Annotated in this window: 29 protein-coding genes and 1 tRNA gene; 12 read left to right on the forward strand and 18 right to left on the reverse strand. The window is 63.9% G+C overall.

Going from position 1 to position 25755, the window contains the following annotated elements:
- The first annotated feature begins 27 nt into the window (after window positions 1–27).
- Together CDQ91_RS01170 and map are read left to right on the forward strand one after the other, a co-directional pair.
- Window positions 28–234, forward strand: a complete 207-nt coding sequence (locus CDQ91_RS01170) for a ParD-like family protein (RefSeq protein WP_088471384.1) — start codon at window positions 28–30, stop codon at window positions 232–234.
- Between the two features lies 1 nt (window position 235).
- A complete protein-coding gene (gene map, locus CDQ91_RS01175; protein WP_088470879.1) occupies window positions 236–1015 on the forward strand; it encodes a type I methionyl aminopeptidase in 780 nt (259 codons plus the stop codon).
- 242 nt (window positions 1016–1257) lie between these two features.
- Here the strand turns inward: map and CDQ91_RS01180 are convergent, their stop codons facing one another.
- Entirely contained in the window at window positions 1258–2622 is a 1365-nt protein-coding gene (locus CDQ91_RS01180; RefSeq protein WP_088470880.1) for an OprO/OprP family phosphate-selective porin, read from the reverse strand.
- A 192-nt stretch (window positions 2623–2814) separates the two neighbouring features.
- Here CDQ91_RS01180 and CDQ91_RS01185 point away from each other — a divergent pair, with 192 nt between their 5' ends.
- From CDQ91_RS01185 to CDQ91_RS01195, 3 genes are all read left to right on the forward strand, one after another.
- Complete coding sequence (locus CDQ91_RS01185) at window positions 2815–3717, forward strand: SDR family oxidoreductase (protein ID WP_088470881.1); 903 nt, start codon at window positions 2815–2817, stop codon at window positions 3715–3717.
- A 60-nt stretch (window positions 3718–3777) separates the two neighbouring features.
- Window positions 3778–4431 carry a DUF4328 domain-containing protein gene (locus CDQ91_RS01190; RefSeq protein ID WP_088470882.1) on the forward strand — a complete coding sequence of 218 codons (654 nt, stop codon included), beginning with the start codon at window positions 3778–3780 and terminating at the stop codon, window positions 4429–4431.
- A gap of 77 nt (window positions 4432–4508) precedes the next feature.
- Window positions 4509–5579, forward strand: coding sequence for a hypothetical protein (locus CDQ91_RS01195; protein WP_088470883.1), 1071 nt, complete (start codon window positions 4509–4511; stop codon window positions 5577–5579).
- On the opposite strand, the gene CDQ91_RS01200 is transcribed toward CDQ91_RS01195, so the two are convergent.
- The 7 genes from CDQ91_RS01200 to eno form a co-directional block, all read right to left on the reverse strand.
- Window positions 5557–5904, reverse strand: coding sequence for a DUF2794 domain-containing protein (locus CDQ91_RS01200; protein ID WP_088470884.1), 348 nt, complete (start codon window positions 5902–5904; stop codon window positions 5557–5559). The two genes, CDQ91_RS01195 and CDQ91_RS01200, sit on opposite strands and share 23 nt — an antisense overlap.
- Window positions 5904–6626: a serine O-acetyltransferase gene (gene cysE / locus CDQ91_RS01205; protein ID WP_088470885.1), complete on the reverse strand. Its 723-nt coding sequence runs from the start codon at window positions 6624–6626 to the stop codon at window positions 5904–5906. Before cysE ends, CDQ91_RS01200 begins: the two co-directional genes overlap by 1 nt.
- Before the next feature lie 81 nt (window positions 6627–6707).
- The gene (locus CDQ91_RS01210; RefSeq protein ID WP_088470886.1) at window positions 6708–7352 is read right to left on the reverse strand and encodes an isoprenoid biosynthesis enzyme family protein; all 645 of its coding nucleotides are present in this window, start codon (window positions 7350–7352) and stop codon (window positions 6708–6710) included.
- A 146-nt stretch (window positions 7353–7498) separates the two neighbouring features.
- Complete coding sequence (locus tag CDQ91_RS01215) at window positions 7499–8887, reverse strand: pyruvate dehydrogenase complex E1 component subunit beta (protein WP_088470887.1); 1389 nt, start codon at window positions 8885–8887, stop codon at window positions 7499–7501.
- Between the two features lies 1 nt (window position 8888).
- Entirely contained in the window at window positions 8889–9959 is a 1071-nt protein-coding gene (gene pdhA, locus CDQ91_RS01220) for a pyruvate dehydrogenase (acetyl-transferring) E1 component subunit alpha (RefSeq protein WP_088470888.1), read from the reverse strand.
- 130 nt (window positions 9960–10089) lie between these two features.
- Complete coding sequence (locus CDQ91_RS01225; protein ID WP_088470889.1) at window positions 10090–10416, reverse strand: FtsB family cell division protein; 327 nt, start codon at window positions 10414–10416, stop codon at window positions 10090–10092.
- A 221-nt stretch (window positions 10417–10637) separates the two neighbouring features.
- Window positions 10638–11912: a phosphopyruvate hydratase gene (eno, locus tag CDQ91_RS01230; RefSeq protein ID WP_088470890.1), complete on the reverse strand. Its 1275-nt coding sequence runs from the start codon at window positions 11910–11912 to the stop codon at window positions 10638–10640.
- A 204-nt stretch (window positions 11913–12116) separates the two neighbouring features.
- Here eno and CDQ91_RS01235 point away from each other — a divergent pair, with 204 nt between their 5' ends.
- From CDQ91_RS01235 to CDQ91_RS01255, 5 genes are all read left to right on the forward strand, one after another.
- Complete coding sequence (locus CDQ91_RS01235) at window positions 12117–12668, forward strand: hypothetical protein (RefSeq protein ID WP_088470891.1); 552 nt, start codon at window positions 12117–12119, stop codon at window positions 12666–12668.
- Between the two features lie 15 nt (window positions 12669–12683).
- Window positions 12684–13136: a phage holin family protein gene (locus tag CDQ91_RS01240; RefSeq protein WP_088470892.1), complete on the forward strand. Its 453-nt coding sequence runs from the start codon at window positions 12684–12686 to the stop codon at window positions 13134–13136.
- Window positions 13133–13522 carry a hypothetical protein gene (locus CDQ91_RS01245; RefSeq protein ID WP_088470893.1) on the forward strand — a complete coding sequence of 130 codons (390 nt, stop codon included), beginning with the start codon at window positions 13133–13135 and terminating at the stop codon, window positions 13520–13522. Before CDQ91_RS01240 ends, CDQ91_RS01245 begins: the two co-directional genes overlap by 4 nt.
- A complete protein-coding gene (locus tag CDQ91_RS01250) occupies window positions 13506–13922 on the forward strand; it encodes a hypothetical protein (RefSeq protein ID WP_088470894.1) in 417 nt (138 codons plus the stop codon). The genes CDQ91_RS01245 and CDQ91_RS01250 overlap by 17 nt, the downstream gene beginning before the upstream one ends.
- A 78-nt stretch (window positions 13923–14000) precedes the next feature.
- Window positions 14001–14216 carry a DUF4170 domain-containing protein gene (locus CDQ91_RS01255; protein ID WP_088470895.1) on the forward strand — a complete coding sequence of 72 codons (216 nt, stop codon included), beginning with the start codon at window positions 14001–14003 and terminating at the stop codon, window positions 14214–14216.
- Window positions 14217–14325: 109 nt separating this feature from the next.
- Here CDQ91_RS01255 and CDQ91_RS01260 read toward each other — a convergent pair whose 3' ends face one another.
- From CDQ91_RS01260 to CDQ91_RS01275, 4 genes are all read right to left on the reverse strand, one after another.
- Window positions 14326–14604 (reverse strand): ETC complex I subunit, encoded by a 279-nt coding sequence (locus CDQ91_RS01260; protein ID WP_088470896.1) that lies wholly within the window; start codon window positions 14602–14604, stop codon window positions 14326–14328.
- 67 nt (window positions 14605–14671) lie between these two features.
- Complete coding sequence (hrpB, locus tag CDQ91_RS01265; RefSeq protein ID WP_088471385.1) at window positions 14672–17134, reverse strand: ATP-dependent helicase HrpB; 2463 nt, start codon at window positions 17132–17134, stop codon at window positions 14672–14674.
- Window positions 17134–17517, reverse strand: a complete 384-nt coding sequence (locus CDQ91_RS01270; RefSeq protein ID WP_237245803.1) for a DUF1801 domain-containing protein — start codon at window positions 17515–17517, stop codon at window positions 17134–17136. The genes hrpB and CDQ91_RS01270 overlap by 1 nt, the downstream gene beginning before the upstream one ends.
- Window positions 17518–17533: 16 nt before the next feature.
- Window positions 17534–18547 carry a polyprenyl synthetase family protein gene (locus CDQ91_RS01275; protein WP_088470898.1) on the reverse strand — a complete coding sequence of 338 codons (1014 nt, stop codon included), beginning with the start codon at window positions 18545–18547 and terminating at the stop codon, window positions 17534–17536.
- 105 nt (window positions 18548–18652) lie between these two features.
- On the opposite strand from CDQ91_RS01275, the gene CDQ91_RS01280 reads away from it, so the two are divergent.
- Both CDQ91_RS01280 and CDQ91_RS01285 read left to right on the forward strand, forming a co-directional pair.
- Window positions 18653–18940: a chorismate mutase gene (locus CDQ91_RS01280; RefSeq protein ID WP_088470899.1), complete on the forward strand. Its 288-nt coding sequence runs from the start codon at window positions 18653–18655 to the stop codon at window positions 18938–18940.
- A complete protein-coding gene (locus tag CDQ91_RS01285; RefSeq protein ID WP_088470900.1) occupies window positions 18937–19629 on the forward strand; it encodes a glutathione S-transferase N-terminal domain-containing protein in 693 nt (230 codons plus the stop codon). The genes CDQ91_RS01280 and CDQ91_RS01285 overlap by 4 nt, the downstream gene beginning before the upstream one ends.
- A 326-nt stretch (window positions 19630–19955) precedes the next feature.
- On the opposite strand, the gene CDQ91_RS01290 is transcribed toward CDQ91_RS01285, so the two are convergent.
- The 6 genes from CDQ91_RS01290 to lon all read right to left on the reverse strand — a co-directional run bounded on the left by CDQ91_RS01290 (window position 19956) and on the right by lon (window position 25601).
- On the reverse strand, window positions 19956–21260 hold the full coding sequence (locus CDQ91_RS01290) for a sensor histidine kinase (RefSeq protein ID WP_088471386.1): 1305 nt from the start codon (window positions 21258–21260) through the stop codon (window positions 19956–19958).
- A 113-nt stretch (window positions 21261–21373) separates the two neighbouring features.
- Window positions 21374–22039 carry a response regulator transcription factor gene (locus CDQ91_RS01295; protein WP_088470901.1) on the reverse strand — a complete coding sequence of 222 codons (666 nt, stop codon included), beginning with the start codon at window positions 22037–22039 and terminating at the stop codon, window positions 21374–21376.
- Window positions 22040–22156: 117 nt separating this feature from the next.
- Complete coding sequence (locus CDQ91_RS01300; protein ID WP_088470902.1) at window positions 22157–22465, reverse strand: hypothetical protein; 309 nt, start codon at window positions 22463–22465, stop codon at window positions 22157–22159.
- Between the two features lie 75 nt (window positions 22466–22540).
- Window positions 22541–22615: transfer RNA gene (locus CDQ91_RS01305), tRNA-Val, on the reverse strand.
- A 160-nt stretch (window positions 22616–22775) separates the two neighbouring features.
- The gene (locus CDQ91_RS01310; protein WP_088470903.1) at window positions 22776–23048 is read right to left on the reverse strand and encodes an HU family DNA-binding protein; all 273 of its coding nucleotides are present in this window, start codon (window positions 23046–23048) and stop codon (window positions 22776–22778) included.
- A gap of 168 nt (window positions 23049–23216) precedes the next feature.
- Window positions 23217–25601 (reverse strand): endopeptidase La, encoded by a 2385-nt coding sequence (gene lon / locus CDQ91_RS01315; protein WP_088470904.1) that lies wholly within the window; start codon window positions 25599–25601, stop codon window positions 23217–23219.
- Between the last annotated feature and the right edge of the window lie 154 nt (window positions 25602–25755).

The raw sequence follows: 25755 nt of genomic DNA on the forward strand, positions 1-25755 counted from the left end.
ATATTCATTGACCTCGAAGGAATAGACGTGGGCCTTATCAAAATTGACGACGAGCTGCATGAAGAGGCCCGCCGGGCCAGCACGGTCATGTGCCGATCGATCAACGCGCAGGCCGAATATTGGATGAAGATCGGCCAGCTTGCCGAAGCCAATCCGACGCTGTCGTTCAACGATATCGTGAAGATGCAGCTCGGCGCGGCACGGGTGAGCCGCGTCGATCTGGCCGCCGCCTGACATGGTAAAAACCCCCGACGAACTGGCGCTGATGCGCATATCGGGCAAGCTGCTGGCGTCGGTGTTCGAAATGCTCGACGGGCAGCAACTCGCGGGCATGTCGACCATGGCGATCAACGATCTGGTCGATCATTTCATCACGAAGGATCTTGCCGCCCGCCCGGCGAGCAAGGGGCAATATGGCTTTAAATATGTCCTGAACTGCTCGATCAACCATGTCGTGTGCCACGGCGTCCCCGATGCCGACGAGATTGTCCGCGACGGCGACATCATCAACCTCGACATCACGCTCGAGAAAAACGGCTTCATCGCCGATTCCAGCAAGACCTATATGGTCGGCAATGTCGCGCCCGCCGCGCGCCGACTGGTGCAGGTCGCCCAGGAGGCGATGTGGAAGGGCATAAGGCAGGTGCGCCCCGGCGCGCATCTGGGCGACATCGGCTTCGCGATCGAACAACATGCCAAAAAGAACAATTATTCGGTCGTGCGCGAATATTGCGGCCACGGCATCGGCCGCGAGATGCACGAGGAGCCGTCAGTGCTCAATTTCGGGCGGCGGGGATCGGGCCTGAGATTGCGCGAAGGCATGGTCTTCACGATCGAACCGATGGTCAATCAGGGCACCCGCAAGGTATCGACCGCGAGTGACGGATGGACGGTGATGACGAATGACCGGAAATTATCGGCGCAATTTGAACATACTGTCGCGGTTACGGGAGATGGCGTCGAAGTCCTGACCCTGCGTAGCGATGAGGCACCGATGCTCGAACGCGCGGGGTAGCGTTTTCGGACGGCTGCGGAGGTTTGCTCCTTCCTGTCGCGAAGCGGAGGTGGAGGGGCCGAGGCGTCCCTGCCCCTCCGTCAGCCGCCTACGGCGACTGCCACCTCCCCATCGCTTCGCGACAGGGTGGATCTCAACCTCACCTTTCGTCATCCCGGACTTGATCCGGGATCCATGACCGCCCTCGCCTTCTGGACCCCGGATCAAGTCCGGGGTGACGAGGGTTAGAAGCCGCGCCGCAATCAGAAGTCGATCTGCGTGCGCAGCCCGAACGTATCCGCCGAATAGTCGCGATCGCCCGTTGCCGTCGCGATCGCCGCATCGGTGATCTTCACCCGGCCATAATTGGCAGTCAGACGAATATAGTCGATCGGCGCCCAGACCAGCCCCACCAGCATCGTGCGCTGGCGCCCGCCGATGATGCCCGCATCGTTGAGGTCGAGATGGTCGTAACGTGCATTGACCTCGAACGCGCCAATCCCGCCTTCGGTGATCGGCTTCGACGGCTTCAGTCGGTCGAAGCCGCCATCCTTATATCCACGCGCATCGCCGGGAGTCAGCACCATGCCGACCTCGGCATAACCCCCGAAGAAGGTCGGGTCGGCGAGGCCGGGGCGTTTCGCGGTCTGCCAAAAGCCTTCGCCCGCCGCATGGAACGGGCCGGAAATCACTGCGGCCTCGACTCCCATACCGCGCTCGCCGCTCGCGTCGAGCAGCCGGGTGTCGACCAGCCGGACGTCGGTGGTGTGGGCGAAAGGTCTTGCACGATAGCGGATCGTCGCGGCGGGATCGTTGAAGTCGCGCCAGTGAACCGATCCACCGAGATGAAGCTGGGTGTTGCCGAGCTTTGGCATCCACACGATGCGGCCATCGGCGCCGATGCTGTTGTTGCTGTCGTCGAGCAGGTCGTTGGCATTGTCGCCGAACACGCCCGCCTGCACCAGCAGGTCGCCGCCCTTATATTGTGCGGACAGTCCGACCTTACGTTCGAACCCGAACGCCTGGGCAAAGGCCGCGCGTTCCATGAAGCTGGTGAACAGGTCGCTCGTCATTTCATCGAGCGACCAGAAAGGCTTGATCTGCCCGACCGTGACCGACAGCGGCCCGGTGCCATAGGTGAAATAGACGTCGGTGAGTTCGACCGAACTGTTCGCGATATCGGCCTCGACGCGATAGGAGACACCGCCGGGGATCTTGCCGTCGACGCCCAGATAGACGCGGCGAAACTCGGTCTTCATACCGCCGCGCGCGCCGGTCACGCCTGCCGGGGTATCGACACCGGCCACATCGACCTGCACCCGCCCGCGCGGCTTGAAGCTCCAGCCGTCGGCAGTCTTGATTTCAGGTGCGCCCTTCCAGCTGATTTCGGTCGCGGGCTTTGCCGTGACCGGAGGCGCGGCGGGCACAGTCGGTGCGGGGGCGGCCACGGGCGGTGCCAGTGTCGCCGCATCGAGCCGGGTTTCGAGCGTTTGCACCTGCGCCTTCAACGTCGCGAGTTCGGCGCGCAGTGCGGCGGCTTCGTCGGCGGTCATTGCCTGCGCATGTGCCGTGCCCGGCAGGCTGAGCATCGTGGTGCCCAGCAGGGCGGCGATCAGAAAGGGGCGCATGACTTGCTCCGTAGCGAAAGGTGACAATCTGGAGGCGCTGTTATGACCGAAGAATGACAGATGCACGTCAATTGGATGACATTTTTGTTTCAGGGACGCTTTTCACTCGATGCTTGCCTGCCCGCCCCGAACGGCTAAGGACATCCCAGTTTTTTTGAGCAACTTTTTCTGACGGCTTTTCAGGAGATCATCATGACGATCAAATTTGACGGACGCGTTGCTATTGTCACTGGCGCCGGCGGCGGCCTTGGCCGCGCCTATGCCCTCGAACTCGCGCGGCGCGGCGCCAAAGTCGTCGTCAACGACCTTGGCGGATCGCGCGACGGCACCGGCCATTCGGACGCCGCGCTTGCGGTCGTCGAGGAAATCCGCGCGGCAGGCGGCACCGCCATGTCGAACGGCGGCAGCGTCACCGAATATGACCAGATGGTCGAAATGGTCGCGAAAGCGAAGGAAGAATGGGGCGGCGTCCACATCGTCATCAACAATGCCGGCATCCTGCGCGACAAGAGCTTCGCCAAGATGACGCCTGACGATTTCGACCTGGTGCTGAAGGTCCATGTCAGCGGCAGCGCCAATGTCACCAAGGCGGTGTGGGATATCATGCGCGAGCAGGCCTATGGCCGCCTGCTGATGACCGCATCGTCGACCGGCCTCTACGGCAATTTCGGCCAGGCCAATTATGGCGCGGCGAAACTCGGCCTCGCGGGACTGACCAAGACGCTCCACCTCGAAGGCGCGAAATATAACATCCGCTGCAACACCATCGCGCCGGTCGCGGGGACACGGATGACCGAAGACATCTTCCCTGCCGAGCTGTTCGAGAAGTTCACGCCGGAAAATGTCGTCCCCGCTGCGCTCTATCTGGTCAGCGAAGATGCGCCGACCAACATGATCATCGGTGCGGGCGCCGGCGCATTCCACGCCGCCTATGTCACCATGACCCCCGGCGTTGCGCTGCCCGAGGGTGAGCGCACCCCCGAAGGCGTCGCTGCGGCTTGGGACAAGATCATTGACCGTGCCGGCGAAACCGTGCCGCAGTCGGGCAGCGAACAGTCGATGGCCGTGATGAAGGCGTTGCAGGCGCTGAGCTGAGCCTGATACAAGTTTCCGCATAGAGAGCGCCGGGGCGGCGTCCTCTATGCGGGGGCACATATGGCAGAGATGAATTTGACCGACGGGATCGACCTGCTGCGACGGCGAGGCAAGATCCTGCAGGCGGTGCTGGTCGGCGGCTTGCTCCTGAGCGTCGCAATGATGGCCGGGCAAATCGCCGAACTCAACGGCACCATCAGCCTTGAGGGCGAAGAGTTCACTCCGTTCGCGATGCTTTATGGCTTCACCGCCATCGCCTATCTCCTGTTGTTGATCGGCACCTATATTCTTTTCGGCATGTGGATTTATCGTGCCGCCGCGAATGTCGTCACCGCGCAGGCGGACGGCTTCGAGTATAGCGCAGGATGGGCAGTGGGTTGGCTGTTCATCCCGATCGCCAATCTATTCAAACCTTATGCCGCGATGCGCCAGATCGACAACGCCAGCCATGGCCGCCCGGTCAATGCGCTGAACGAAGGGGACTGGCTGCTACGGTCGTGGTGGGCGGCATGGCTGGTCGTAAGCATCGCGGGCAATATTTCCTTCCGGCTCAGCCTGCGCGCCAACACGCCCGAAGAAATCCGGACCGGCCTCGAAATCGATCTCTTTGCGACCGTCGTCAGCTTCATCCTCTATCCGCTGGCCTTTCTGCTGGTCCGGCGGATCACGCAGGCGCAACAGGAGCGCCTCAACGCCGCGAACATCTTCGCCTGACATATCGTATTGCATCACCAACACACCAATGTTAGAAGCGGCGCGGGGCAAGGGGATCGGACAGAAGGACGACCCCGATGTATAGTGAAACCGACCTGCAAGCTGCGGTCGATGCAAAGGTACTGACGCCGGAGGCCGCTGCGGCCTTTCGGGCGCACATCGCATCGGCACGTTCCGCTCCCGGTGCCGATGAGGAGCATTTTCGCCTCATCACCGGATTCAACGATATTTTCGTCAGCATTGCCGCGGTGATTCTGCTCATGGCGGTCGCGTGGATCGGCGCATCGGTCCACCCCGCGCTCGGCGGCGCCTTCGTCGCCGTATCGGCGTGGTTCCTCGCCGAATATTTCACGCGGCAGCGCCGCATGGCGCTGCCCAGCATCATCCTCGTCCTCGCCTTTTCGGGCGGAATCTTTGCAACAATGGCCGGCTTTCTCTTCCAACATGGCGAGGATATTTTCGGCAGCAGGCTCGACGAAACCACCGGCGCGATCCTCATCGGGTCGATGGCGCTGGTCACGGCCGCAGCGACGTGGGCGCACTGGAAGCGCTTCATGGTGCCGATTACGGTAGCGGCAGGCACTGCGGCGCTCGCCGCAACCGCGGTCGCGCTGGTCTTGTCGATCGTCGGCGTCGCCACCTCACCCAACCTCGTGATGATATTGGTGCTGATCGCCGGCCTCGGCGTCTTCACGCTCGCCATGTGGTGGGACCGCAGCGACCGGGTACGCCAGACGCGGCGCAGCGACGTCGCCTTCTGGCTCCACCTGCTCGCCGCCCCGATGATCGCACACCCGATCTTTCACCTGCTCGGCGTCACCCAGGGCGACAATATCACCAGCGGTGCGGCGGTGATGGTCGTCGGCATCTATGTGCTGTTCGGGCTGATCGCACTCGCGATCGACCGCCGTGCGCTGCTTGTCTCGGCGCTCGCCTATGTGTTGTTCGCGATGACGCAGTTGTTCCGCGAGTTCGGTGCGGTCGAGCTCAATGTCGCGCTGACGGCATTCGTTATCGGATCGGCGTTGCTGCTGCTGTCGGCCTTTTGGCAAAATGCCCGCGCGGCAGTGGTCGGCTTGCTGCCCGCCAATCTCGCGAACCAGCTGCCGGCGACGGTGCGGCCGGTCAGTCCGATACCAGCTTCATAAGTTTGCGTTCGACGGGGGCGAGCACATTCGCAAGCTCGTCCCCCCGCTTCAAAATCGCCCCCGCTTCGGAGACCAGCGCCCACATGCCCTGGCGGCTCCGCAAGGCGGGGCGCTTTTCGATGCGATATTCGGGGCGCTCGGAAGCGCGGCGAAAGGCCGAGAAGATCGCGGCGTCGCGGTGGAAATCCATCGCATAGTCACGCCAATGTCCCGCCGCGACCATCCGGCCGTAGAGATCAAGGATGCGCATCAATTCGGGGCGCTCGAAGCCGGTCTGTTGCGGTGCCGCCCTGGTTGCAAACGGCAAGGGCGTCACTGTCCCCATCAGGCGCTTTTCCGGCTCCCTTTGCGGCGCGGGGCCTCATCCTCGTCACCTGCGGCGGCATCGCGATCGTTGAGCAGCGACTGCAACTGCTTCTGCAACAGCTCGAGCTGGCACTGGAGTATCTCGACCTTCTGCGTCGCCGGATCGAAATTCTCGCTGCATTGCGTGCCATAGGGCACGAATTCGCGCGCATATTCGGTGGCATCGATCAAAGTCGAGCGCGCCGGGATACCGACCATCACCGCGCCCTCGGGGACATCCTTGGTCACCACGGCATTGGCGCCGACGCGCGCGCGCATGCTGACGGTGATCGGACCCAAAATCTGTGCGCCAGAGCCGACGATGACATCATCGGCCAGCGTCGGATGGCGCTTGCCCCCGATGCCGTTCGCGGGATCGGTGCCGCCCAGCGTCACGCCCTGATAGATGGAGACATTGTCGCCGATCTCGGCGGTTTCGCCGATCACGACACCAAAGCCATGGTCGATGAACAAGTGGCGGCCGATCGTCGCGCCGGGATGAATGTCGATCGCGGTCAGAAAACGCGAGAAATGATTGACGAAGCGCGCGAGGAAAAACAGCCGCGCTTCGAACAGCCAATGCGCAATGCGGTGCATGCCGACCGCAAGCAGGCCGGGGTAGAGAAGGATTTCCCAACGCGACCGCGGCGCCGGATCGCGCGCCTTGATCGAATCGAGATAGGCAATCAGCCCGTTGAACATATACTGTCCCCTGCGACCCACTTGTTCGCAGCAAGATAGATGTTCGGGGACGCCATTTCCAGCCCCGCAGGCTTTTTATCGTCAGCGGCCCAGCAAGCCGATGCGGAACAGCAGCAGCCCTTCGCTGCGCCAGTGCCGCTCGCCATCATGTGTAGCGATTGCGCGCGCCCAGCGGTCGAGCATCAACAACGCCCGATTTCCGGCGTAAACTGTGCGGGGAGCAGTAGGGATGGCGTGCGCATCGGCGATGAGCTGAAGCGCCTCATGCTCGCCCTCCTGCACGCTGGCGCCCCAGAGCAGCCCCCAGCAATCGCCCCCGCCGCCGCCCGACAAGCGAAACAATTGCGCGCCAAACGCAGCTGCCGCATCGCGCCGCTGACCGTCATCCTCGGCAAGAAGCACGGCTTCCGCCGCGTCGACCAGCGTTTCGAGACCCACCTGCCCGCCCCATGTCGCATGCAATTCGGCGAGCAAAGGCTCACCTTTGGGCAGCGCATCGGGATCACTGGCGATCAACGCCGCCATGTCGCGCCACCAGGCCAGCTTGATCTGCGCGATCAGTGGTTCGCGTGCTTCGATCAGCAGCCGCGTCAGCCGCGCCGCGAGCGCCCACAGCGCCGTCATCGCCGGTCGCCGCGCGTGCGGCACCGCGACCATCAAGCGCGGGTCGCGTATATCGGGCCAGGCGCCCTCGTGCGGCGCGTCGGGATCGGTTTCGGTGGTCATGCGGGCAGCGTTAGAGCAGCGGGTGCAAAATATAAACCGTTCGCCCCGAGCCTGTCGAAGGGCCGCCCTATTCTTCTTTGAAACCAAAGGAAGGACGGTGCTTCGACAAGCTCAGCGCGAACGGCAATATCAGGAGTCTTGTAGCCTCAGCCCCGGTTGCAGACCGCCTCCACCGCCGCGATCACACGCGGAGTGTCGATCAGCGCCAACTTTTCGAGGTTGGCGGCGTAGGGCAGCGGCACATCTTCGTTGCACACGCGCATTACCGGCGCGTCGAGATCGTCGAAGCCCTGTTCCATCGCGACCATCGCAATTTCGCTGGCGATCGAGCAGGTCGGCCAGCCTTCCTCGACGACGACCAGACGGTTGGTCTTCTTGAGGCTGGCGAGTACGGTCGCGGTGTCGAGCGGGCGCAGCGTGCGCAGATCGATCACTTCGGCCTCGATTCCCTCACCCGCCAGAGCATCGGCGGCTTCGAGCGCAAGCCCGACGCCGATCGAATAGCTGACGATCGTAACGTCGCCACCCTCGCGCATGATCCGCGCCTTGCCGATCGGCAGGACGAAGTCGGCGACATCGGGAACGTCGAAGCTACGGCCATAGAGAAGTTCATTCTCGAGGAAAACGACCGGATCTGGGCTGCGGATCGCCGCCTTCATCAACCCCTTGGCATCGGCGGCGTCATAGGGCGCGATCACGATCAGGCCGGGGACGCTGGCGTACCAGGGTGCGAAGTTCTGGCTGTGCTGCGCGCCGACGCGCGACGCCGCGCCATTCGGGCCGCGGAACACGATCGGGCAGCGCATCTGACCGCCCGACATATAGTTGGTCTTCGCCGCCGAGTTGATGATGTGGTCGATCGCCTGCATCGCGAAGTTGAAGGTCATGAACTCGATGATCGGCCGCAGACCGCCCATCGCGGCGCCCGTGCCGAGACCGGCAAATCCATATTCGGTGATCGGGGTATCGACGACACGGCGGTCGCCAAACTCCTCGAGCAGGCCCTGTGTGACCTTGTACGCGCCCTGATATTCGGCGACTTCCTCGCCCATCACGAACACGCGGTCGTCGGCACGCATTTCCTCGGCCATCGCGTCGCGCAAGGCTTCGCGAACGGTGAGGCGAACCATTGCGGTGCCCGCCGGGATCGCGGGGTCGGATGCGCGTTCGGTGGGTGCCGGTGCTGCAGCAGTCGGCGCCGCGGCGGGCGCGGGTGCCGGAGCCTCGGCCTTGGCTTCGGGTGCCGCGGCGGCGGCGGCAGGCGCGGCGGCCGGAGCCGCACTCGCCTCTTCACCCTCGCCCGTGATCGTCGCGATCACGGTGCCGACCTTCACATTGTCGGTGCCCTCGGCGACCAGAATCTGCGCGATCGTGCCTTCGTCGATCGCTTCATATTCCATCGTCGCCTTGTCGGTTTCGATTTCGGCGAGGATGTCGCCCGATTTGACCGTGTCGCCTTCCTTGACCAGCCATTTCGCCAGCGTGCCTTCTTCCATCGTCGGCGACAGCGCCGGCATCTTCAATTCGATGGCCATCTCAATATTGCTCCACCAGCACGTCGGTATAAAGTTCGGGAAGATCGGGTTCGGGCGCGCTTTCCGCAAAGTCGGCGGATTCGGCCACGATCGCACGGATTTCCTTGTCGATATCCTTGATCTTGTCCTCGGTGACGCCCGCATCGAGCATCAGCTTTTTCAGATGTTCGATCGCATCGGACTTGTCGCGCACCGCCTGCACTTCCTCGCGGCTGCGATATTTGGCGGGGTCGGACATCGAGTGACCGCGATAGCGATAGGTTTTGAGTTCCATCAAAACCGGCCCCTTGCCCGCGCGCACCCATTCGATCGCGGCTTCGGCCGCGCCGCGTACCGCGAGCACGTCCATGCCGTCGACCTGCATGCCGGGGATACGGAAGCTTTCACCGCGGCGATAAAGCTGGTCTTCGGCCGACGAGCGGTTGACAGAGGTGCCCATGGCATATTGGTTATTCTCGATCACAAAGATGATCGGCAGCTTCCACAGCTCGGCCATGTTGAAGCTCTCGTAAACCTGGCCCTGGTTCGATGCGCCGTCGCCGAAATAGGACATGGCGATGCCGCCGTCGCCGCGATATTTGTGCGCGAAGGCAAGGCCGGTGCCGAGCGACACCTGCGCGCCGACGATGCCATGACCGCCGTAAAATTTATGCTCGACGCTGAACATGTGCATCGAGCCGCCCTTGCCGCGCGAAATGCCGGCGGCGCGGCCGGTCAGCTCGGCCATGATGACCTTCGGGTCGATACCATAAGCCAGCATGTGGCCATGGTCGCGATATCCGGTGATGACGCTGTCCTTGTCGCCGTCGAGCGCGCTCTGCAACCCGACCGCAACGGCTTCCTGGCCGATGTAAAGGTGACAGAAGCCGCCGATCAGGCCGAGGCCGTAAAGCTGGCCCGCCTTTTCCTCGAAACGGCGAATGAGCAGCATTTCGCGGTAGAATTTCTCGAGCTCTTCCGGGCTCGCGTTATAGGGCGCGGGGTCACGCGGCTGGTCGCGATTGGTCGCGGGCGCTGGGGTGGATGCAGTCTTTTTTGGCGCGGCGTTGGTGCGCGCGGGAGCTTTGGCCAAGGCGGGTTCCTTTGCAGTTAGCCGTAACGGCAAGGCCCCCTATAGGAGCGCCACAACCCCTTTGGCAACGCCCCCTTGGGAGGCGCGCATGCTTGCCTTACGTATGCAGCATGGGTGCAGCAAAGACCCGTCAGGGCTTCGCGTCGGGTTCCATCGGAATGATCACCTCATCGGGGTGATAGGCGCCCAGCTTCTCGCGGACATATTCCTCGGCCAGGTCGGGATCGACGCGCTGGCGGTCGAGCAGGTTGACGCGGTTCTGAAGCTCATGCTGCCGCTTGGCCAATTCGGTCAGCACAATGCGCTTTTTCTCGACCGACTGACCATATTCGCCCCAGGCGTAGAGCCCGGTCGGCCCGAAAATGCCATAGCCGATCATCGCCAGCACCGCGATCACGGCAATGGCGGGACCGACGGCCCGGTTCATCGATTTACGGAATTTGTGGCGCTGCGTCATTCCTGCCCTTGAATCAGAGTTGATTCGCGGCGTCAAGCGCGGATTCGGGCGTTTTCCACACTGTTCGTCACCCTGAACTTGTTTCAGGGTCCATGGTCAAAGGCCGCGATGTCGGACCATGGATGCTGAAACAAGTTCAGCATGACGAAAAAACTGAGACGGCTCCAAGGCTAAGCAACTGAGCCATCTTCTGCGGCCCTCCCCCTTCGAAGGAGGAAGCCTTATGCGAAAATCGCCATCCCGGGATAACGCGCCATATTGCCCAACTCTTCCTCGATGCGGATCAGCTGGTTGTATTTCGCGAGCCGGTCCGAGCGCGCGAGGCTGCCGGTCTTGATCTGGCCGCAGTTGGTTGCGACCGCGAGGTCGGCGATCGTCGCATCCTCGGTTTCACCCGAACGGTGCGACATGACCGCGGTGTAGCGCGCGCGGTGCGCCATATCGACCGCTTCGAGGGTTTCGGACAGCGTGCCGATCTGGTTAACCTTGACCAGCAGCGAGTTGGCGAGGCCGTCCTTGATGCCCTGCTCGAGGCGCAGCGGGTTGGTGACGAACAGATCGTCGCCGACGAGCTGGCACTTGTCGCCGACGAGGTCGGTGAGCGCTTTCCAGCCCACAAAATCATCTTCGCTCATCCCGTCCTCGATCGACAGGATCGGGTAGTCGTTGACCAGAGCGGCGAGATATTCGGCCATCTGCTCGGGGCTCAGCGACAATTTCTCGCCGCTGATTTCATATTTGCCGTTCTTGAAGAATTCGGTCGCGGCGCAATCGAGCGCGAGGACGACGTCGGTGCCGAGCTTGAAGCCCGCCTGCTCGACCGATGCGGCGATGAAGTCGAGCGCGTCGCGGGTCGAAGCGAGGTTCGGGGCGAAGCCGCCTTCGTCGCCGACAGCGGTCGCAAGGCCCTTGGCAGACAGGCCCTTCTTCAGCGTGTGGAAGATTTCGCTGCCCCAGCGCACGGCTTCGGCGATGCTGCCGGCGCCGACGGGCATGATCATGAATTCCTGCACGTCGATCGGATTGTCGGCATGTTCGCCGCCATTGATGATGTTCATCATCGGCACCGGCAAGGTGCGCGCCGAGACGCCGCCGACATAGCGATAGAGCGGCAGGCCGCGCGCATCGGCCGCAGCCTTGGCAGCAGCAAGGCTGACGCCGAGGATCGCGTTGGCGCCGAGGCGGCTCTTGTTCGCCGTGCCGTCGAGGTCGATCATCGCCATGTCGAGTTCGCGCTGGTCTTCGGCATCGAGGCCGATCAGCGCGTCGGCGATGTCGCCGTTTACGGCTGCGACGGCCTTGAGCACGCCCTTGCCGAGATAACGGCTCTTGTCGCCGTCGCGCAGTTCAACGGCTTCATGCGCGCCGGTCGACGCGCCCGAGGGCACCGCGGCGCGGCCGAAGCTGCCATCTTCCAGCAGAACATCGACTTCGACGGTGGGGTTGCCGCGGCTGTCGAGAATTTCGCGGCCGTGAATGTCGATGATGGCGGTCATGAGATATGTCCTGCTGGCGGCCATAGACAGGCCGGTGGAATAGAGCGCCCGCCTGTTATCGGCGCCTTGCCGCTAGTGCAACCACCGCAGAGGAATTTTGCAGAACTATGGAACCATTAGCCCCGCCTTGCTATATATTGATACAAGACCAAAGGGGACGTTCGCCGGTGCGGCGCCCGACACAAGAAGAAGAGGACAACGCCCATGGCCAAAGCCGCTACTCCCGCGACCAAGAAAGTTGCCGCTCCCCGTCCCAAGGCGCCCGTGAAAGCCGCCGCGACCAAGGCGGCGCCCGCGCGCAAGCCCGTCGCCGCAAAGACCAATGCAAAGGATCATCCGATCCGCGACCAGATCGCCGCGACCCGCGACACCATCAAGACCGAAGCTTCGAAAAAGGCCGCCTCGTTGAAGGATGAAGCCTCGACGCTCGCCAACCAGGCCTCGACCAAGGCGCGCGAAGCCGCGACCAAGGGCAAGGATAAGGCCGCCGAAGCCGTCGGCAACCTCGCCAGGATGCTCGAGGACAGCGCCGGCACCGTCGACAGCAAATTCGGCAAGCAATATGGCGACTATGCCCGCTCGGCCGCAACGACCGTCGCCGGCCTCGCCACGACGCTCGACAAGAAGGATCTCGACGAACTCGCCGCTTCGACCCGCGACATGGTCAAAAAGAACCCGGCAATCGCCGTCGGCGCCGCCACAGTGATCGGTTTCGTCCTCGCCCGTATGTTGAAGGGTGGGTCGAACAACGGCTGATCGCCGGTCACCTTTATGCCGAACACCCAGCCCGAAACCCCGCCCGCGTCCGAACCGCGCAGCTTTGACCGTGTCAGCCACGGCTTTGCGCCCGACGGACCCGCACCAGCGCCGCCACCGGTGCCGCTGGATGACATCGTGCGCGACGTCATCGAGAATCTGTCAGCAACGGCCAAGGCCGAGCTGGCGCTGCTCGATGCGCGTCGCGCCTATGGCTGGGAGGGTTTCAAATGGATGTCAGGCTGGGGCTTTGTCGCGGCCTGCGCCTTGCTCGTCGCGATGCTCGCGCTCGCCTTTGGCGGGATTATGGTGTTGTCACCGCAGGTCGGACCGTTGCTCGCAACGCTGATCGTCTTCGTCGCCCTGCTCACGGTTGCCGCCTTTGCGGGTTGGCGAGCGCATCTCGGCTGGCGCGATGTGCGGACGGCGCTGCGCAACGACCTGATGCACGAAGGCGAAGACGCATGAACGGTTCGCGCACCCGCCTGATCAACGCGGTCCGACATTCGATGCTCCAGCGCGCCCAGTTGCAGCGCAAGGTCGGTGTCGCGCGCGATGCGTTCAAACCGGCGGCGCTGGTCAGTCGCGGCAAATATCGGGTCGGCGAAGCGGTCGACGATGCCGCACATGTCGTGCGGCAGGAATTTCGCGACAATCGCCTGCCGATCACGATTGCCGCGGTGGCGGGGGTCGCGTGGATGTTCCGCGAACCGATCAAGGAATATGCGCCGCGCATCAGCCGCAAGATTCAGGATATGGCGACAGCGGTCGTCGATCGGCTGCGCCCCACCGGGGACGCCGAGGCCGAAGAAGCAATCGAACCCATGGAGGAAGACAATGAAGCCGTTCAGTGAAGCCGCCCGCGACACGCGTGCGAAAGCGAGTGAACTTGCCGAGAAAACCGCCGAAAATGCTCGCCTGACCGCCGAGGCCGCCAAGGCGCGCATTCAGGACGGCTATGGCCGCGCGCGCGCCGCAACCGACGAACTGGCCGACCGCACGCGTGCCGCAACGAGCGAACTTGCCGACCGCACACGCGCCGCAACGAGCGAGCTCGCCGCGAAGGGCCGCGAACAGGCCGAAGTCGCGCGCGACGTCGCCGAACAGGCGATTGCAAAGGGCAAGGTTCAGGCGAAGCGCGCGAACAGCAAGCTGAAAGACGTCGCGCAGGAACAACCGCTGGCGCTCGTCGCGGGCGCGGTGGCGCTCGGCGCGCTGATCGGCTCGCTGCTCCCCAAGCGCAACAACGACTGACCGGCTTGCCGTAGCGGCGCTGCGCTGGTAGGGGCCGCCTCCTCCCCTCCCCAGCGCTTACCGGCAAGGAAAGCAACAATGAGCAAACTGCACCTGGTTTTTGGCGGGCGCGTCAGCGATCCGCAAACTCTCGATTTCACCGACCCGACCGCACTCGATATCGTCGGCCTGTTTCCCGACTATGCGTCGGCCGAAAAGGCATGGCGCGCCGCCGCGCAGCGCACCGTCGACGATGCCGAAATGAAATATGTGGTCGTCCACCTGCACAAGTTCCTGCAGCCGGAAGCCGAATAACGACCCGTCATTGCGAGGCGCGCAGCAACGAAGCAATCTCCAGCTATCGGCCTTTCGCTATGGACGATAGCTGGAGATTGCTTCGCTCCGCTCGCAATGACGTTTTTAATTACCGGAAATTGTCGGCGTAGGCCTGAATCTTCAACCGGCGTTCGGGCGTCGCAATGACCTCGGCGTCGATACCGTTGCGTTCGGCATAGGCCAGCGCCTCGTCGCGGCTCGCAAAGCCCAGACGCAGCTGGCGCTGCGTATCGCCGCTGCCGGCCCAGCCCATCAGCGGATCGGCCTTGCGCGCTTCGGCAGGCGCAAATTCCAGCATCCAGCGCTGCGTCCCGGCCCGGCCGGACTGCATCGCATTTTTGGGTTTCTGGAAAATACGCGCTTTCATTTGGGCCGTCCTCATATTGTGCCAATGCCGCCGCCTTAGCCCGTCGATGCGCGCCCGGAAAGAGGGCTTATTGCGCGTCGCGCCGTGCCTGCGCTGCTTTTGTCATCAATGTCGGGCGCGCGGTCGCCGGATCGTCGGGCCAGCTATGCCGAGGATAGCGGCCGCGCATCTCTTTCGCGACTTCATACCAGCTGCCACTCCAGAAGGAGGGCAAGTCGCGGCTCGTTTGAATCGGGCGGTGCGCGGGTGAGGTCAGCGCGAGGATGAGCGGAACCGGCGGATCGCCGATCGTCGGATGGCGGGCGAGCCCGAACATTTCCTGCACGCGCAGGCTGACCGTCGGCCCGCCGTCGGCGCCATAGTCGATCGCATGGCGGCTGCCCGCCGGGGTGGTGTAATCGGCGGGCACGAATTTCTCGAGGCGCTGGCGCGCGGGCCAGTCGAGCATCCCCATCAACGCATCGGCCAGCCTGCCATCGCCGATATCGCGAAGGCCGCGGCACCGTGCGAGCAGAGGCGCAAGCCACATATCGGCGCTATCGGCGAGCGCGGCCTCCGACAACGCATCAATGCCCGCGAAGGACGCGCGCTGGCGCAACGCCTGCGACACCGGCCCCCAGTCGATCAGCCCGAGCCCCTTGCCCTGCACTGCGGCCATCCGCACCGCAACATCATCCTCGGCGCCGTCGCTGCGCGGCGCCTTCCCACTCGCCAGCGCGATCGCGCCGAGCCGCCGTTCGCGGCGATGATCGACGCGGTCGTTGGCGGCGTCATAGCTGCTCGCCGATCGGGTGATAATCCGGTCGCCGAAAATCGCCTCCACCTCGGCGAGCGTGATCGGCGCGGCGCTGAGGATTCGCACCCCCGCCGCATGGCCCTGCGCGTCGGCGATCGCGAGCCATTCGCTGCCCGCAAGTGGCTCGACGGGATCGATGCGATAGGCGCGGCCGCCAACGCTCAGATATTCGCCGCGTTGCCCCGCCCGCTGGCGCGCGACACGATCGGGCCAGGCGGTGGCGATCCAGCCGCCGATCGAGCGCGTGCCCGTGTCCGACGTTCCCGTCGCCAGCCTCTCGCCGATACCCGCGAGCCGTCGCGCGAGACGGATCGCGCCTTCGGAACGCTCACCCCGCTGCCCGCGCCAGCGGCCCAGCCGCGCTTCGACATCGACGCCGCGTCCGCCAAGACCCATTTCGGTGAGCAGCACCGCGAGCCGCGCCGCCAGCTCGGCCTCCCCTGCCCGCGCCGCCTCGATCAGCATATGCGCGAGCGGCACCGGCAGCGGGACCGAGGCGAGCGCTTTGCCGCTCGTGGTGATCCGCCCATCGGCCCCCAGCGCGCCGATCGCCTGCAACCGCGATTTGGCTTCGGCGATCGCGGCGGGCGACGGCGGATCGAGCCAGCCGAGCTGGCGCGGATCGATGATGCCCCAGCTCGCGCAATCGAGCACGACGGGCATCAGGTCATTTTCGTGGATTTCGGGCGGATCGAAGGGCGGCATCCCCGCCGTCGCGGCGGCCTCCCACAAGCGATAGGCAACCCCAGGCCCCTGACGCGCCGCGCGCCCTGCCCGCTGGGTCGCCGACGCCTGGCTCGCGCGTTCGGTGACGAGCCGCGCGATGCCGGCGGCCTTGTCGAAGCGCGGGCGGCGCGACAGGCCGGCGTCGATCACAATGCGAACGCCCTCGATCGTCAGACTGGTTTCGGCGATGCTCGTCGCGAGGATCAGCTTGCGGCGCCCCTCCGGATCGCGAACGAGCGCCTTGCGCTGCAGCGCCGGGTCAATCTGCCCGTGCAGGCGGTGGACGACCAGTGGCAGGCGCGCATCCTCGACCGCCGTCGCCGCGCGGTCGATATCGGCGGCGCCGGGCAGGAAGGTGAGCATGTCGCCCGCGGGTTCGTCGGCGAGCGCCTGCCGGACTGCGGCGAGCACCGACGCCTCCAGCCGTTCCTCGGCGCGGCGGCCGATGTGGCGGAGTTCGAGCGGCCAGATCTTGCCCTCGCTCTTCAGCACCGGAGCGTCACCGAGCAGCGCCCCGAAGCGCGCGCCGTCGAGCGTCGCCGACATCGCGATCAGCCGCAGTTCGTCGCGCAGTCCCTGCTGGGCATCGATCGCCAGCGCGAGCGCGAAGTCGCCGTCGAGGCTGCGTTCATGGACCTCGTCGAACAGCACCGCCGACACGCCGGCAAGCTCGGGATCGGCGAGAATGCGGTTGCGGAACAGGCCGGGGGTCATCACCAGCAGCCGCGTCTTCGCCGACTGCTTGCTGTCGAGGCGCGTCGCATAGCCGACGATCCCGCCGACCACCTCGCCCATCTCCTCGGCGATCCGCTCGGCGGCGGCGCGCGCGGCGAGGCGCCGGGGCGAGAGCAGCCACACCGCGCCCTTGCACCAGGGCTGATCGAGCAGCGCGGGCGCAACGCGCGTCGTCTTGCCCGCACCGGGCGGTGCGACGACGACGGCGTTGGGCTTGAGTAGCAGCGCCGCCATGATATCGGGCAGCACGACGTCGATCGGCAGCGTCTGCATCATGGTCGCGCCGCAGGATTGCCGAGTTCGGCGTTGAGGCGGAAAGCTTCGGCGGCGAGCGTCGCGACGATATCGGGTGTGACCTCGGTCGCCTCGGTCATCTCCAGATTGCCCAGTTCATATTTACCGCTCGCCTTGATCCGCGGTTCGAGCTCGCGCAGCCGCTTGCCGCGCCAGAAGCCGAGCAGGACGCGATGTTCCTCAGCACGGATCAGGATGCACGGACCATAAGCCATGAAGACGAGGTTGGTCCATTTGATCGTCTCTTCGAAGGGAGCGGCGCCCATGATCGCCGCGCGCATCATTTCGGCGCGCTCCCGCTGCCAGCCGGAAAGTGCCGCGATATAGGCGTCGGGATTGTCTGCCGCAGGGCCCATTCCCATCGCCACCGCGCGCTCCTCAATAGGCGCGGGCGACCGCGAAGGCGACCGCCTCGGTCAGCGCCGACTTGGCCTGGCTGGCACGGAAACCGCCGATCGCGTCGACCGCGCGCTGGCCATAATGGCGCGCGCGGGTCAGCGTGTCGGTGATCGTGCCATGCTTGTGGAGCAGACTGGTGGCGTGCGTCAGATCTTCATCCGAGGTGCGGTGGCCGGTGATCGCCAGCTTCCAGAATTCGCGTTCTTCCGCCGTCCCGCGCGCATAGGCGAGGATGACGGGCAAGGTGACCTTGCCGTCGCGGAAGTCGTCGCCGACCCCCTTGCCCATGGTTTCGGCGTCGGAGACATAGTCGATCGCATCGTCGACAAGCTGGAAAGCGATGCCCAGGTTGCGGCCATAGGTGTCGAGCGCGGCCTCGGTCGCCTCGTCGCGCTCGGCGACGACCGCGGCGATCTTGCACGCGGCGGCGAACAGTTCGGCGGTCTTGGCGTTGATGATCGCGAGATACTGGTCTTCGCTCGTCTCGATCCGGCGCTGCGCCGAAAGCTGATTGACCTCACCCTCCGCGATCACCGCCGAGGCGTGGGAGAGAATTTTGAGAACCTTCAGCGATCCATCCTCGACCATCACTTCGAAAGCGCGGGCGAACAGGAAATCGCCGACAAGAACCGAGGCACTGTTGCCCCAGATGACGTTCGCGGTCTTGCGGCCGCGACGAAGGCCCGAACCATCGACAACATCGTCGTGGAGCAGGGTCGCGGTGTGGATGAATTCGACCGCAGCGGCCAATTTGCAATGGCGGCGCCCCGGATAGTCGAGCAATTTCCCGCAAGCCAGCGTCAGCATCGGCCGCATCCGCTTGCCGCCGCCGGCAATCAAATGACCCGCGAGTTCGGGGATCAGCGGGACTTCGGACTGCATCCGGTCGAGGATGACCGAATTGACCTCGTTCATATCGGCGGCGACGAGCGCCATCATCGGGTCGAGCGAGGGTGGGTTTTCCCCATGAAGCTGGTGAATTTCGGCAGTCATGACGCGGCGACCCTTGGCCGTGTGGGGGTGATTTTGCAATGACTTTCGGCTTGCCAGCAGCCCCCCGCCAGTGCCAAGCGTGCCCGGCACGAAGAGGAGCCGCGCATGGACGACCAGTTGAGCCGTTACCGTCAAAGCATCGACAATATCGACGCCGCGCTCGTCTATATGCTCGCCGAACGGTTCAAGGTGACCAAGGCGGTCGGCGAGTTGAAGGCAACGATCGACCTGCCCGCCGCCGACCCCGACCGCGAGGCGCGCCAGATCGAACGGCTGCGCAATCTGGCGCGCGAAGCCAACCTCGACCCCGAATTCAGCGAAAAATTCCTGCGCTTCATTATCGAAGAGGTGATCCGCCATCACCAGCAGGCGAAACAGGACAGCGCGGTATGAGCGAGCATCCGGTCTTTGCCCGCTGGCCCGCCCAGCATCCTGACCGGCTCCAGCTGTTTTCGGCGCCGACGCCCAACGGGGTGAAGGTCGGCATCATGCTGGAGGAATGTGGCCTGCCCTATGAAGCACACCGCATCGACATCATGGCGGATGAGAGCCACGACCCGGCCTTTCTCGCACTGAACCCCAATGGCAAGATTCCGGCGATCTATGATCCCGATGGTCCGAGCGGCACGCCGCTGGCGCTGTTCGAATCGGGCGCGATCCTGATCTATCTGGCCGACAAAACGGGGCAGCTTCTGTCGGCCGATCCGAACACGCGCTATGAGACGATCCAGTGGGTGATGTGGCAGATGGGCGGGGTCGGACCGATGTTCGGCCAACTTGGCTTCTTCCACAAATTCGCGGGCCGCGAGATCGAGGACAAGCGTCCGCGCGATCGATATGCGGCGGAATCGGCGCGGCTTCTGGGTGTTCTGGATCACCGGCTGGCGCAGCGGGCTTGGGTGATGGGCGACGACTACAGCATCGCCGATATTTCACTGCTCGGCTGGGTCCGCAATCTGATCGGCTTTTACGAAGCGCGCGAGGTTGTCGGGTTCGATCGGTTCGCGCATGTCGCACGCTGGCTGGATGTGGGCCTCGCACGACCGGCGGTGCAACGCGGGTTGGAAGTTACGGCGGCCTAAGCTACGAAGCGCATAATGCGCTCGCATGGCGGGAAACGACCTAGTTGTCGCCTTTCGATCCTCCCTGTGCCGCAGGCATGGGGAGGTGGCAGCCCGAAGGGCTGACGGAGGGGCCATGGCGCACCGTCGCTGCCCCTCCACCACCGCCTGCGGCGGCGATCCCCCTCCCCATCGCTTCGCGACAGGGAGGATCTTCATGTCAGCTTCCCACCCCAATTCAGACATTCTCTCTTCGTCATCCCGGACTTGATCCGGGATCCATGGCGACCCTCGCCTTCTGGACCCCGGATCGAGTCCGGGGTGACGACGGTTGAGGAGCTAACGCCCTACCCCGCCGGCAATCTCAGCCGCACCAGCACCCCGCCCAGATCCTCGCTCTCTTCGAGCGCAAGGCTGCCGCCGTAGATTTCGGCTACGTCGCGGACGATCGCGAGGCCGAGGCCGGTGCCGGGTTTGCCGCTGTCGAGGCGCACGCCGCGATCGATGACGCGGACCCGGTCGGCGGGTGAAATGCCGGGGCCGTCGTCTTCGACGAGAATTTCGGCCATATTTCCGTCGCGCTGGATCGTCACAAAGATGCTGCCGCCGCCATATTTGGCGGCATTTTCGAGCAGGTTTCCGACCAGTTCGTCCAAGTCCTGCCGCTCGACCCGCGCGACCAGCGTCTTGTCGCCGGTCGCATCGAGCCGCACGTCGGGATAGAGCGCCGCGACCGCGCGCGAGACGCTGCCCACGCTGTCCCACACGACCGCCCGCGCCTGCGCGGCGCCGCGGCGTCCGACGGCGCGCGCGCGGGCGAGGTGATGGTCGACCTGGCGCTGCATCGTCGCAGCCTCGCGGCGCACGGTTTCGGCGAGTTCCGAATTCGAGCTGGTCGCGCTGTTGACCAGCACGGTGAGCGGCGTCTTCAGCGCATGGGCGAGATTGCCGGCATGGAGCCGCGCCTCCTCCGCCTGCTTCTCATTGTGCGCCAGCAACGCGTTGAGTTCGTCAACCATCGGCTGCACCTCAAGCGGAAATGGCGCGGTGACACGGCCCTGCTGCCCACCGCGCATCGCGGCGATCGCGCGGCGGATATGACGGAGCGGCCAGAGGCCGTAAAAGGTCTGGAGCGCCGCAAGAACGATCAGCCCGACACCGAGCAGGACAAGACCGGGGATCAGCGTTCCACGCACCGCCCTGATCTGGACATCGAGCGCTTCACGCGACTGAGCGATCTGGAAATGCCAGCTGACCTTGCTGCCGGGCAACAGGACATTGCGTTCGAGCACACGCAATTCCTCGTCGGGGAATTGACGGCTGTCATAGCTGTGAAGCTGGTCATCGACATGCCCCTTATCGACGCGCAGGCTGCGTTCCCACAGCGAGCGCGAGCGATAGGGCTCCTGCTCGCCACCGCTGATCTGCCAGTAAAGGCCGCTATAGGGTTCGAGGAAACGCTGGTCGCCCAGCGGCTCGATCAACCGAACCTCCCCATCGGGGCCGATTTCGGAAGAGCGGATCATCGCCCGTAGCACATATTCGAGGCCCGAATCGAAATTGCGCGCGAGCGAGTCGGTCAGCACGCGGTCGAGCGCGAAGCCCCCGCCGATCAGCAGCACCGAAATCCACAAGGTCGCGATCGCGATCATGCGCCGCGCGAGCGAGCCGGTGATCCGGCTCGTCAGCGCGGCGGGTCGGGCCGCCTCCGCCGGATCACCGATGTCCGCCGGGGCGACCTCTGCGTCGGAGATGCCCGGCGAACTCAACCCTGCGGATCGTCGAGCTGGTACCCGAGGCCGCGGATGGTCGTGATGATGTCGGCGCCCAGTTTCTTGCGGATGCGCGTCACGAACACCTCGATCGTGTTCGAATCACGATCGAAGTCCTGATCGTAAATATGCTCGATCAACTCGGTCCGCGACACGACCTTGCCCTTGTGGTGGAGCAGATAGGACAGGAGCTTATATTCCTGCGCGGTCAGCTTGACCGGTTCGCCCGCAAGCGTGACGCGGCCCGAGCGGGTGTCGAGGCGCACGTCGCCCGCAATCAACTCGCTCGACGCATTGCCCGCGGCGCGGCGGATCAGAGCGCGCAGGCGGGCAATCAATTCCTCGGTCTGGAATGGTTTGGCCAGATAATCGTCGGCGCCGGCGTCGAGGCCAGCGACCTTGTCCGACCAGCTATCGCGCGCGGTCAGGACGAGCACCGGGAAATTGCGCTTTTCGCGGCGCCAGCGGTCGAGCACCGTCAGGCCGTCGATCTCGGGCAGCCCGAGATCGAGGATCGCGGCGTCGTAATTTTCGGTCGCACCGAGGAAATGGCCGTCCTCGCCATCGGTCGCGAGATCGACGGCATAGCCCGCCCCCTCCAGCGTTGCCTTGAGCTGCGGACCCAGCGTGGGCTCGTCTTCGACAATCAAAATCCGCATTCGGGCACCTTTCCTATACGGTCAGCCCAAGGGCCGGCCGCCATGTTTCGACTATGTATCAAGTCCGGACGATCATCGCAAAATGTCGTTGCGCAGAAACGTCCATGCTGGGGAGTGTCAGGGCTTGCGGCCGACGATCCGGCCGCTGCGGGCGTCAACATAGACGACGACGACCTGGCTGCCATCCATGAATTTGAGGGCGTAGATCATCCGCTGCGCATCGAACTGTGGCCCACCCAAATAGGTCATCTCATTATAGGGCGCGCGCGATCGCACCTCGGCGACCAGCCGATTGAGGGGGATCACCTGCCCCTGCGCCGCCGCGTCGCGCAGGTTATTCTGGTCGCGGTCTCCGCGTGCTGCAACCGGAACGCCCGCTGAAAGCAGCAGAGCGGAAAGGAGCGATATGGTGAAAATGCGGATCATGCCCGGGACCCTAATGCCAATGCATTGAATAGGCGATGAATGACCCGGTCAGCCGGGGTTTCATCACATGGACCATGGTGGGCGCGGCAGGGATTGAACCTGCGACCCCACCCGTGTGAAGGGTGTGCTCTACCACTGAGCTACGCGCCCTTTCGGATATCGCTGAACCAGCAACCTTCGAAAGTTGGACGTCCATAGCCGCTGCGGCGGTGATTGCAACGGGCTTTTGCACCCGAAGCGAGAGCAGATACAAAACGGGCCACGACTTTCGTCGCGGCCCGAAATGTTTTTCACCAAAAGGCGCCTGCAATTAGTTGCAGGCGTCCTTCAGGGCCTTGCCGGCCTTGAACTTGGGCTGGTTTGACGCAGCGATGGTCATCGTTTCGCCGGTGCGCGGGTTGCGACCGGTCGATGCCTTGCGCTGGCTGACCGAGAACGTCCCGAAGCCGACGAGACGGACTTCGCCGCCCTTCTTCAGCGACGCGGTGATTGCGTCGAAAACGGCTTCAACCGCCTTGCTTGCATCAGCCTTGGTCAGGCCGCTCGAGTCAGCGACGGTGGCGATCAGGTCTTGTTTGTTCATGCCTAAGGAACCCCTATTATGGTTGAATGAGTGATTCATGGCCGTGCCATGGCGCGTCACTAACGCTTTTTCGCCCCACCTTGTCAAAGCAAAAAATGGCGCAAAACGGCATAAAATGACGATTTTGCGACGAAAAGCCGACGCGGCACCGGCCCAAAGCCTTTTGGGTCAGTGCCGAATCGTCGTTTCGGGTGCGATTGGCGGCGATACGGCGAGTTCGTCGGCCTCGGTCCACTCGATCGGAACCACCGGCGACACCAATGCTTCGGCCAATACTTGATCGACGTGACTCACTGGAATGATCTTCAGCCCGCTGGTGATGTTCGCCGGAATTTCGACCAGATCTTTCTCATTCTCTTCGGGAATGAGAACGGTCGTGATCCCGCCGCGCAGCGCCGCGAGAAGCTTTTCCTTGAGCCCGCCGATCGCCAGCACGCGGCCGCGCAGCGTAACCTCGCCGGTCATCGCGACATCGCGGCGCACCGCAATCCCGGTCAGCGTCGAAATCATCGCGGTCACCATGCCGACACCCGCCGAAGGGCCATCCTTGGGGACGGCGCCTTCGGGCAGATGGATGTGGATATCCTTGCGCGCGAACAGGCTGGGCTTGATGCCATAGCTGGGCGCGCGCGCCTTCACGAACGACAGCGCGGCCTGCACCGATTCGGTCATCACTTCGCCGAGCTTGCCGGTGGTGCGAATCTGACCCTTTCCGGTCACGGTAACCGCCTCGATCGTCAGCAATTCGCCGCCGACTTCGGTCCAGGCGAGGCCGGTGACGGCGCCGATCTGATCCTCAAGGTCGCCCATGCCGTGGCGATATTTGCGCACGCCCGAATAGTCGGCGAGATTGTCGGGCGTCACGATGACGCTTTCCATCTTGCCTTCGAGGATACGGCGGAGCGCCTTGCGGGCGAGCTTGGCGATCTCGCGCTCCAGCGTTCGCACGCCGGCCTCGCGGGTGTAATAACGGATCAGGTCGCGCAGCGCCTCTTCGGTCAGTTCGAACTCGCCCTCCTTCAGCCCATGCGCCTCGATCTGCTTGGCAATCAGGTGGAGCTTGGCGATCTCGACCTTCTCATCCTCGGTGTAACCTTCGAGCCGGATGATCTCCATCCGGTCGAGCAGCGCCTGCGGCAGGTTCAGCGAGTTGGCGGTGGTGACGAACATGATGTCCGACAGGTCGACGTCGACCTCCAGATAATGGTCCTGGAATTTGCCATTCTGTTCGGGGTCGAGCACTTCGAGCAGCGCCGACGCCGGATCGCCGCGGAAATCCTGACCCAGCTTGTCGATCTCGTCGAGCAGGAACAGCGGGTTCATCGTGCCGGCCTTTTTGAGGTTCGTCACGATCTTGCCCGGCAGCGAGCCGATATAGGTGCGGCGGTGACCGCGAATTTCGGCCTCGTCGCGCACGCCGCCCAGCGACTGGCGGATGAACTCGCGCCCCGTCGCCTTGGCGATCGACTTGCCGAGGCTGGTCTTGCCGACGCCCGGAGGCCCGACGAGGCACAGGATCGGGCCCTTCAGCTTGTTGGTGCGCGCCTGGACCGCCAGATATTCGACGATCCGGTCCTTGACCTTTTCGAGCGCGTAATGGTCGTCATCGAGCACGGCCTGCGCAACAGCGAGGTCTTTCTTGAGCTTCGACTTCTTGCCCCACGGCAGGCCGAGCAGCGTGTCGAGATAGTTGCGCACCACGGTCGCCTCGGCCGACATAGGCGCCATGCCGCGCAGCTTCTTGAGCTCCGCCTGCGCCTTCGCCTTGGCTTCCTTCGACAGCTTCATGCTATCGATTTTGGCCGCGAGTTCGGCCAGATCGTCGCCGCCCTCGCCATTGTCATTGCCGAGTTCGCGCTGAATCGCCTTCAGCTGCTCATTGAGATAATATTCGCGCTGGCTCTTTTCCATCTGGCGCTTCACGCGGCCGCGGATCTTCTTTTCGACCTGCAGCACGCCGAGCTCGCCTTCCATGAAGGCAAAGACCATCTCCAGCCGCTTGGCCGGCGCACCTTCAACGAGCAGGGCCTGCTTGTCAGATACCTTGATATTGAGATTGCCGGCAACCGAATCGGCGAGGCGCGAAGCGTCGTCGATCTGCGACAGCTGCACCGCGGTTTCGGCAGGCATCTTCTTGTTGAGCTTGGCGTAATTTTCAAACTGATCGACGACCGAACGCATCAGCGCCGCGGTATCGACGCTATCGTCGGCGCTGTCGGCAATCGCCTTCACGCTCGCCATCACCGTCTTGTCTTCGGTCTGGAGCGCAACCAGCTTCGCGCGCTCCTTGCCCTCGACGAGCACACGCACGGTGCCATCGGGCAGCTTGAGAAGCTGCAAAACGGTCGCGATCACGCCCACATCATAAAGATCGTCGCGCTGCGGATCATCTTCGCCCGGATCGAGCTGGGCGACGAGGAAGATTTCCTTGTCGGATTCCATCGCCGTTTCGAGCGCGGCGACCGAACGGTCGCGGCCGACGAACAGCGGCACGATCATGTGCGGGAAAACGACGATGTCGCGCAGCGGCAGCAGAGGAAAAGATTGCGTCATTACAGCTCCTGGGCAGGCGTCCGCACCGGACGCGCCGCCCTTCTTATAGGGTCATCTTGTCTAATATGGCGTAACCTGCCGCGCATTCAATGTCGCAATGCTGAATGGCGGCGGGGATCACGACTGTTCTCATCTCCGAAGAATATGAGAAGGA

The sequence above is a fragment of the Sphingopyxis witflariensis genome, assembly GCF_002205635.1.
GTDB classification, from domain to species: domain Bacteria; phylum Pseudomonadota; class Alphaproteobacteria; order Sphingomonadales; family Sphingomonadaceae; genus Sphingopyxis; species Sphingopyxis witflariensis.